7 protein-coding genes are annotated in these 6,929 nt (G+C 63.6%); 4 read left to right on the forward strand and 3 right to left on the reverse strand.

The window, feature by feature from the left end:
• Nucleotides 1–120 precede the first annotated feature (120 nt).
• Nucleotides 121–1,125 (forward strand): 2Fe-2S iron-sulfur cluster-binding protein, encoded by a 1,005-nt coding sequence (locus ACYP5B_RS26980; protein WP_459571731.1) that lies wholly within the window; start codon nucleotides 121–123, stop codon nucleotides 1,123–1,125.
• Nucleotides 1,122–1,835 carry a TetR/AcrR family transcriptional regulator gene (locus ACYP5B_RS26985; protein WP_459571732.1) on the forward strand — a complete coding sequence of 238 codons (714 nt, stop codon included), beginning with the start codon at nucleotides 1,122–1,124 and terminating at the stop codon, nucleotides 1,833–1,835. Before ACYP5B_RS26980 ends, ACYP5B_RS26985 begins: the two co-directional genes overlap by 4 nt.
• On the opposite strand, the gene ACYP5B_RS26990 is transcribed toward ACYP5B_RS26985, so the two are convergent.
• Nucleotides 1,811–2,386, reverse strand: a complete 576-nt coding sequence (locus ACYP5B_RS26990; protein ID WP_459571733.1) for a TetR/AcrR family transcriptional regulator — start codon at nucleotides 2,384–2,386, stop codon at nucleotides 1,811–1,813. The two genes, ACYP5B_RS26985 and ACYP5B_RS26990, sit on opposite strands and share 25 nt — an antisense overlap.
• 394 nt (nucleotides 2,387–2,780) lie before the next feature.
• Nucleotides 2,781–3,698, reverse strand: a complete 918-nt coding sequence (locus ACYP5B_RS26995; RefSeq protein WP_459571734.1) for a LysR family transcriptional regulator — start codon at nucleotides 3,696–3,698, stop codon at nucleotides 2,781–2,783.
• 123 nt (nucleotides 3,699–3,821) lie between these two features.
• On the opposite strand from ACYP5B_RS26995, the gene ACYP5B_RS27000 reads away from it, so the two are divergent.
• Both ACYP5B_RS27000 and ACYP5B_RS27005 read left to right on the forward strand, forming a co-directional pair.
• Nucleotides 3,822–4,730, forward strand: a complete 909-nt coding sequence (locus ACYP5B_RS27000; protein WP_459571735.1) for a sterol desaturase family protein — start codon at nucleotides 3,822–3,824, stop codon at nucleotides 4,728–4,730.
• Nucleotides 4,727–6,196 (forward strand): coniferyl aldehyde dehydrogenase, encoded by a 1,470-nt coding sequence (locus ACYP5B_RS27005; protein ID WP_459571736.1) that lies wholly within the window; start codon nucleotides 4,727–4,729, stop codon nucleotides 6,194–6,196. The genes ACYP5B_RS27000 and ACYP5B_RS27005 overlap by 4 nt, the downstream gene beginning before the upstream one ends.
• A gap of 95 nt (nucleotides 6,197–6,291) precedes the next feature.
• On the opposite strand, the gene ACYP5B_RS27010 is transcribed toward ACYP5B_RS27005, so the two are convergent.
• Nucleotides 6,292–6,687, reverse strand: coding sequence for a DUF1801 domain-containing protein (locus ACYP5B_RS27010; protein ID WP_400101222.1), 396 nt, complete (start codon nucleotides 6,685–6,687; stop codon nucleotides 6,292–6,294).
• Between the last annotated feature and the right edge of the window lie 242 nt (nucleotides 6,688–6,929).

Here is a 6,929-nt window from a genome sequence, read left to right on the forward strand (position 1 = left end):
ATTGGTCTTGAATTTGCTTTTGCTTCCGGCTATAAACAGAATCATAATTCTCTTTCTTGTTATTTCAAGGGTCCGGCACAGGGTCCGCAGAAGCCAGGAGACATTGATGCAGTTCCACAATTGACTGTCGCGCAGATCACTCGGGAGACCGAAGACGCCCGTTCCTACGCGCTCCTGGTCCCCGATGCACTGCAGCAATCCTTCGTCTATCGCGCCGGCCAGCACCTCACCTTCCGGGTAAACGTGGACGGGAAAATCCTGCTGCGCAGCTATTCGCTTTCCAGTTCGCCCGAGGCCGGCGGCCTTCCAGTCGTCACCGTCAAGCGCATCCCGGGTGGCCGCGTTTCGGGCTGGTTCCATGCGCAGGTCGGCGCCGGCACGCAACTGGAGGTGAGCGCGCCGACTGGCCGGTTCGTGTGCGAGGCCATGGATGCGCCGCTCTTCTTCTGCGCGGCGGGCAGCGGCATTACGCCGGTACTGTCGATGATCCGTTCCGCGCTGGCATCCACCAGCCGCACGATGACGCTTTACTACGCCAATCGCGATGGCGACAGCACCATCTTCGCGGCGCAGATCGCCAGGCTGGCGCGCGGCAACCCCGAACGGCTGACCGTGCATCTGCACTACGACGACGCCGACGGTTTTCCCGAGCGTGGCAAGATCGCCGCCCTGCTCTCGGCCGTGCCGCACTGCCAGCTCTATCTGTGCGGCCCCGGGCCATTCATGCGGACCGTGCTGGAGGCCGCTGAAGTGGCCGGCATGGCGCCGGGGCGAGTGCATCTGGAACGGTTTGACGCTGCCGCGCAGGAGCCCGATGTGGCAAGCGCGGCGCCGTTGCCTGCCCAGGCTTGCGATGCCACGGTAACCCTCGGCGGCGCCCTGCATGTGGTGCGGGTTGCCAGCGGCCAGTCCCTGCTGCAAGCCGCGCTGGCCTGCGGCGTGGATGCGCCCTATGCTTGCGAGGAAGGCTATTGCGGCTCGTGTGCGGCCAAGTGCGTGGATGGCGCGGTCGTCCATGCGCGCAACGATGTCTTCAGTGCCGACGAGCTTGCTGCCGGCTGGATCCTGACCTGCCAGGCGCGCCCACGCCAGGAGCGGCCGGTCGCCATCACCTTCGACGTATGACATCCGAAATCACGGCACCCTTTGACGCCGCAGCGCCGACGCTGCGCGCGGGGCTGAAACAGCCCCGCCAGGAGAGAAGCGAAGCCACGCTGAAGGCTCTGCTTGCAGCCGGGAGGGCGCTGATCAACGAAGCCGGCAGCCTGACCGGCTTCTCGCTCGCCGATCTGGTGCGGGCCGCCTCCACGTCCGTTGGCGCGTTCTATGCGCGCTTTCCGGACAAGGAGACGTTCTGCGCGCTGGTGCTGGAAAACACGCTGGCGGAGCTGCGCGCCGAGCTGGACTATTCGCTGGCCACGGACCCCACCTGGAACGCAGGGCCGGCCCACGCGATCTGTGCGCGCATCGTTGGCTTTTACATCGGCCTGTTCCGCGAGCACCGTGGCCTGTTCGCCGCGTATATGCGGCATAGCCCCGCGCAGAATCCCTTGTGGCAACCCATTCGCGAGGCCAACCGGCAGATCCTGGATGCCATGGTGCCGCGCCTGGCCAGCCACGTTGCCGCCGGGCGTTTCAGCGGGCCGGATGACGAGACCCGCATAGCGGTCCAGCTTGTCATCAGCGCATTGACCAATATCGTGCTGCATACGCCCAGCGCCCTGGACCTGTACGATCCACGGCTGGAGCAACGGCTCACGGAAATGCTGCACCGCTACCTTGCCTTGCCAGCGGCGGACGTGTGTCTTGCCTACGCCTCTAGCAGCAACAGGTAGCGGCGCATCATCCGGATCAGGTGGGTTTCCAGCTTGCGTTCCTCCAGATGCAGCGGGCCCGGATCGTTGAGCAATAGATTGGCCAACGTGCCCACCAGGAACTGGATGGCCACGCGCACCTCGAAGTCCGCGGTGCCTGCGCGTGGCGAATCGATTTGCCTGGCCAGCAATGGCACAAGCAGATCCTGGATGCGGCGGTTGGCCAGCCGCATGGGATTGTCGCCGCTCCCGGTCGCGGAGTAATGCCGCAGGAATCCTTTGAACAGGCCACGATTCTGGCGAAACTGGCCTACATAGACGCGCACGATGCGCTCGACGATGGCCGTAGCCGGGCCGGCTTGCCAGACCGGATCCCTGGCGACCGATTTTTTCGTGAGCGCTTCGGCCTCGTCCAGCGCGGCTTCAAGCATGACCTGGAGGAACGCCTCCTTGTCCTTGAAGCGGGCATAGAAGGCGCCAATCGACGTCTCGGCCGCCTTCACTACATCGTTCAGGGAAATGTCATCCAGGTCGCCGCGTTGCTCTGCGAGCGCCCGGCCGGCTTTGATCATGTTGCCCAGGTTTTGCTCGCTGCGAGGCTGGCGTGGGGGCCGCATCGCGGGCGAGGTGACGGTGGTTGCAACAGGTCCCTTTGTGGCACGCCGCGCGGGCGCGTCCTGGCGAGCGGACGCGCGGGCTGGCGTCGAGGGTTTTCGGCTGGCAGGCATGAAGTGGCAATGGTCAATGTGCGCAAGCAATGCCCGCATTATGGGGCCTTCGCCTCTCTCCCTTCTGTTGCCATGCCGCCGGAGCCTCGATCGCAAGCCGCTCGCCGAAGCCTACTCCACCTTCTCCCAGCCAGCACCTGGCGCGAATGGTATCCACACACAAAGCACGAAGCTCGGGCAAACTCAAAGATCCGGCTTTTTTTAGCGCAGCGGTTTCCAGTCGTGGCGCCATCGGTGATCAGGCGAGCCAGGCGTTCACCTCGCCGGCGACCCGCGCGATGCAGGAGACGGCATTTTGCGCCATCGGCGACGGGGTCCGGTTGCGCAGGCTGACAACGCCCATCTCGGAGAACAGCGAAGGCAGTCCCTCGATGCGCAGCGGCAGCAGCGTGCCGGCATCGAGATCGGCCTGCACCGACGTATGCGTGGCGGCGAGAACCGTGTCGGTGGACAGCGCCACGGCCCTGAGGATAGCAATGTCATCGCACTCGAGCGCGAGCACGGCTTGCTCGCCAGCCGGCATGCTGAGCACCCTGGCCAATTCGGTCTTCAGGACATTCGGCAGCTTGGTCGCCGCGACGCCGTACTGCCAAGCATCGGCCACCGTGCATCGGCGCCCGGCAAGCGGGTGCGAGGTGCGTACGTAGAAAAAACCGGATTGCGTCCCCAATGGACGGATTTCCAGTCCCGGATCTTCCGGCAGGTCGCGCACGTCGGCGACGAAAAACTCGAGGTCTTCGGCGCGCAGGCGCTCCAGCAACTGCTTCCAGTTGCCCTCTTCCACGCGCAAGGCCACCTTGGGATAGAGGCTTCGCAGTTCGGACAGCGCTCGCGGCATCAGCGTCGCCGCCGGAAATGGCCCGGCGCCGAAGGCGGTGTCGCCCAGCTGGCTGTCTCGAAAGAGATCGACATCGCGCTGCAGGCAGCGCGCATCGAAGAGCAGCCGGCGGGCCCGCTCGATCACGAACTCGCCGGCCGGAGTCGGCCGCACATCGCCCACGTCACGGTCGAACAGGCGGATGCCGAGGTCCGTCTCGATAGCCTGGATGCTGCGGCTGAACGCAGGCTGGCTGAGGTGGACGCGCTCGGCCGCCCGCGCGAAATGCAGGGCATCGGCCAGCGCCAGAACGTGGCTGAGACGGCGAAGGTCCATCATGCTGCGTTGCTCCGTACGCATTGGAACATTGCATAGTATGCATTGGACGCATTGACCCGGCAAGCCTACAGTCAGGCGGACTTAAGGTCTTTCAGGCCAAAAAGCGAGATCGGAGACAACTCAATGAGTCCGCACCTTCAGAACACCTTGATCGTGATCGCCATGCTTGGCTTTGCCTGCATGGAGTGGGTCACGCGGCGCTACAAGAACAGCGTCAACGCTACCCTCGACGATACCAAGCTGGAGCTGGCGATGTTCGTGAGCCTGCTCGCGATCACCCAGCCCCTGGCCTTGCTGGGGGCCGGCAAGCTGTGCGCCTGGCTGATGCCAGAGCATCAAGGCGCGTGGGCACACCTGCCATGGTGGACAATGGCCGCGATCTTGCTGGTTTGCGACGACATGACGCAATACTGGTGGCACCGCGTGTCGCATTCGCCGTTGTTGTGGCCTTTGCATCGCGCGCACCATACCGCGCAGTACATGAGCATCCGCATCACGTACCGGAACAATTTTTTCTATTACCTGATGATGCCGGGCCTCTGGATCGCAGGCGTCCTGCTTTACTTCGGGTTCGCCAAAGTCTACGGTGCGTACCTGGTCATCAAGCTGACTGTGATCCTTGGCGCGCACAGCGCGTGGCGCTGGGACGAGCCCTTGTACCGCATCCGCGCGCTGCGCCCGCTGATGTGGATCCTGGAGCGCACGATCTCCACGCCCGCCACCCACTGGGCGCACCACGCGATGACGAACGAGGACGGGATCGGCTACTACAAGGGCAATTTCGGCAATCTGCTGTTCTTCTGGGACATCCTGTTTGGCTCGGCGCATATCACGCGCAAGTATCCCGCCAAGGTTGGCTTGCAGGATGACGTGCTGTTCGGGCAGGAGCGCTGGTTCACCCAGATGTTCTACCCGCTGTTCCAGTCGCGCCGCGCGCATTCCGCGCTGCGCTTCGGCGGACGGGCTTATGCGGAAACCGAAACCCATTCCGAAACGGTGCTGCAAGCCAATGAACAGCAGAGGTCCGCATGAACGGCCGCGCGCTGACAGAGGAACTGGCCAGGCAGGACATCCTGAGCACCTGCGTGCAAGCCGTGTTCGCCGCGCAACAGCAAGCCTTCCTGCGCCACACCTTGCCTGATGCGGGGCAGCGGCGTGGGCACTTGCGCGCTCTCAAGCAGCAACTCCTGCGCTACCAGGACGTGCTTGCCGAAGCGATTTCCCAGGATTTTGGCGCTCGCTCGCTGGCTGAGACCAAGATGCTGGAGGTGCTGCCGACCACGCTGGAGATCCGTCATGCCGTCTCGCATGTGCGCCGCTGGATGCGGCCGAGCCGGCGCTGGCCCGAGCTGCTGTTCGCCAGCAACAGCCTGCGCGTCACCTACCAGCCCAAGGGCGTCGTTGGTGTCATCGCGACCTGGAATTTCCCGGTCTATCTGTCCTTGGGCCCGCTGGTTGCCGCGCTGGCCGCCGGCAACCGCGTCATGATCAAGATGCCGGAGACAACGCCAGCCACCAACGCCACGCTCAAGGCCATGCTGGGCGAGATCTTCGCCGAAGACCATGTTGCATTGATCGGCGGCGAGCTGCAAGACCCCGGTGTCTTTAGCGCCCTGCCCTTCAATCATCTCGTTTTCACCGGCTCGCCAGCGGTAGGCCGTATCGTCATGGGCCAGGCGGCGCGCAATCTCACGCCGGTCACGCTCGAGCTTGGCGGCAAGTCGCCCGCCATCGTGTTGCGCGACTATCCCGTGCGCGAGGCCGCCCGGCGCATCGCGCACGGCAAGGGCATCAACTGCGGCCAGGTTTGCGTGGCGCCCGATTACGCGCTAGTGCCGCGCGAACGGGTGGACGAGTTCGTCAAGGCAGTGATCGAGGCTTTCGGCGAGATCTTCGGCGAGCGTACCGGGCACAACCCCGATTACACGGCGCTGGCCACCGATCGCCACGCTGCGCGCATCCAGGCCATGCTGGACGACGCGCGCGCCAAGGGCGCGACGGTGGTGGCCTGCGGCGAGGTCGGCCCCGGCCGCCGGTTGCCATTGCACGTCGTGACGAATTGCACGCCCGACATGCTGCTGATGCGCGAGGAGATCTTTGGCCCCATCCTGCCGGTGCTGCCGTACGACACGCACGAGCAGGCTATCGCCATGGTGCAGCAACGCTCGCGTCCGCTCGCCCTGTACTGCTTCAGCTTTGATACGGCCGAGCGCGAGAACCTGCTCGCGCGCACGCATTCCGGCGGCGTCACCATCAACGACTGGGCCTGGCACGTGGTCAACCACGACGCACCCTTTGGCGGCGTGGGTAACTCCGGCATGGGCACCTATCACGGCGAAGAAGGGTTTCGCGAACTCTCGCATGCGCGCACGGTATTCAAGCGGCATCGCTTCTTTCCCATCGGGCTGTTCTATCCGCCCTATGGCAATCTGGCGCAGCGCCTGACGATGATGCTGTTAGTCGGCCATGGCGATGCGGCGGTGAAGAAACCGTTCTGAAGCAAGCGTCCGGCGCACCCACCTTGAGTTGATCGAAGCGATCCTGGCATCGCGCCGGCCAGGATAGGCGCCAACTCATGAGGCGCAGGATCCGACTATCGGGCCGATGACCTGTTCAGGGCTGCAGCGGCGCGTATGAGCGTCTTGAAGGCATCCTCATCGATTTCATCATCCTCATGGAGATCGATAGCGCGCCTGGTGTTGCCTTCAAGGCTGGCATTGAATAGTCCTGAAGGGTCCTTGAGCGAAGCGCCCTTGGAGAAAGTCAGCTTCACGACGCTCTTGTACGTCTCGCCGGTGCAGATCATTCCATCGTGAGACCAAACCGGAACGCCTCTCCACTTCCACTCCTCGACCACCTCAGGGTCAGCCTGTTTGATGAGAGCGCGGAGATGGGAGAGCATCTTGCCCCTCCAGTCGTCCAATTCCTTGATCCTCGCGTCGATCAGCTCGGACGGGGATTCGTCCTTGGTCGTTGTGCTCTTTTTCATAAAACGCCGTCCGCGACTGTTTGCATGCTGAAAGCATAGCCTGATGGTCATTTATTTGCCAACTCCAGCCCTGGTGCTGTCGATCCTGGAAGGTCAGCGCCCAACTTCAAGAGGGGATGGCCGCACGCTCGCGTTCTGAAATCGCCGCCGCAAAAGCAAAACCCCCCAGTACTTTCGTACTGGGGGGTTTCAAGGGAGAGCCTGGCGATTACCTACTTTCACACGGGTATCCGCACTATCAT

Source organism: Cupriavidus sp. 8B, assembly GCF_054589115.1.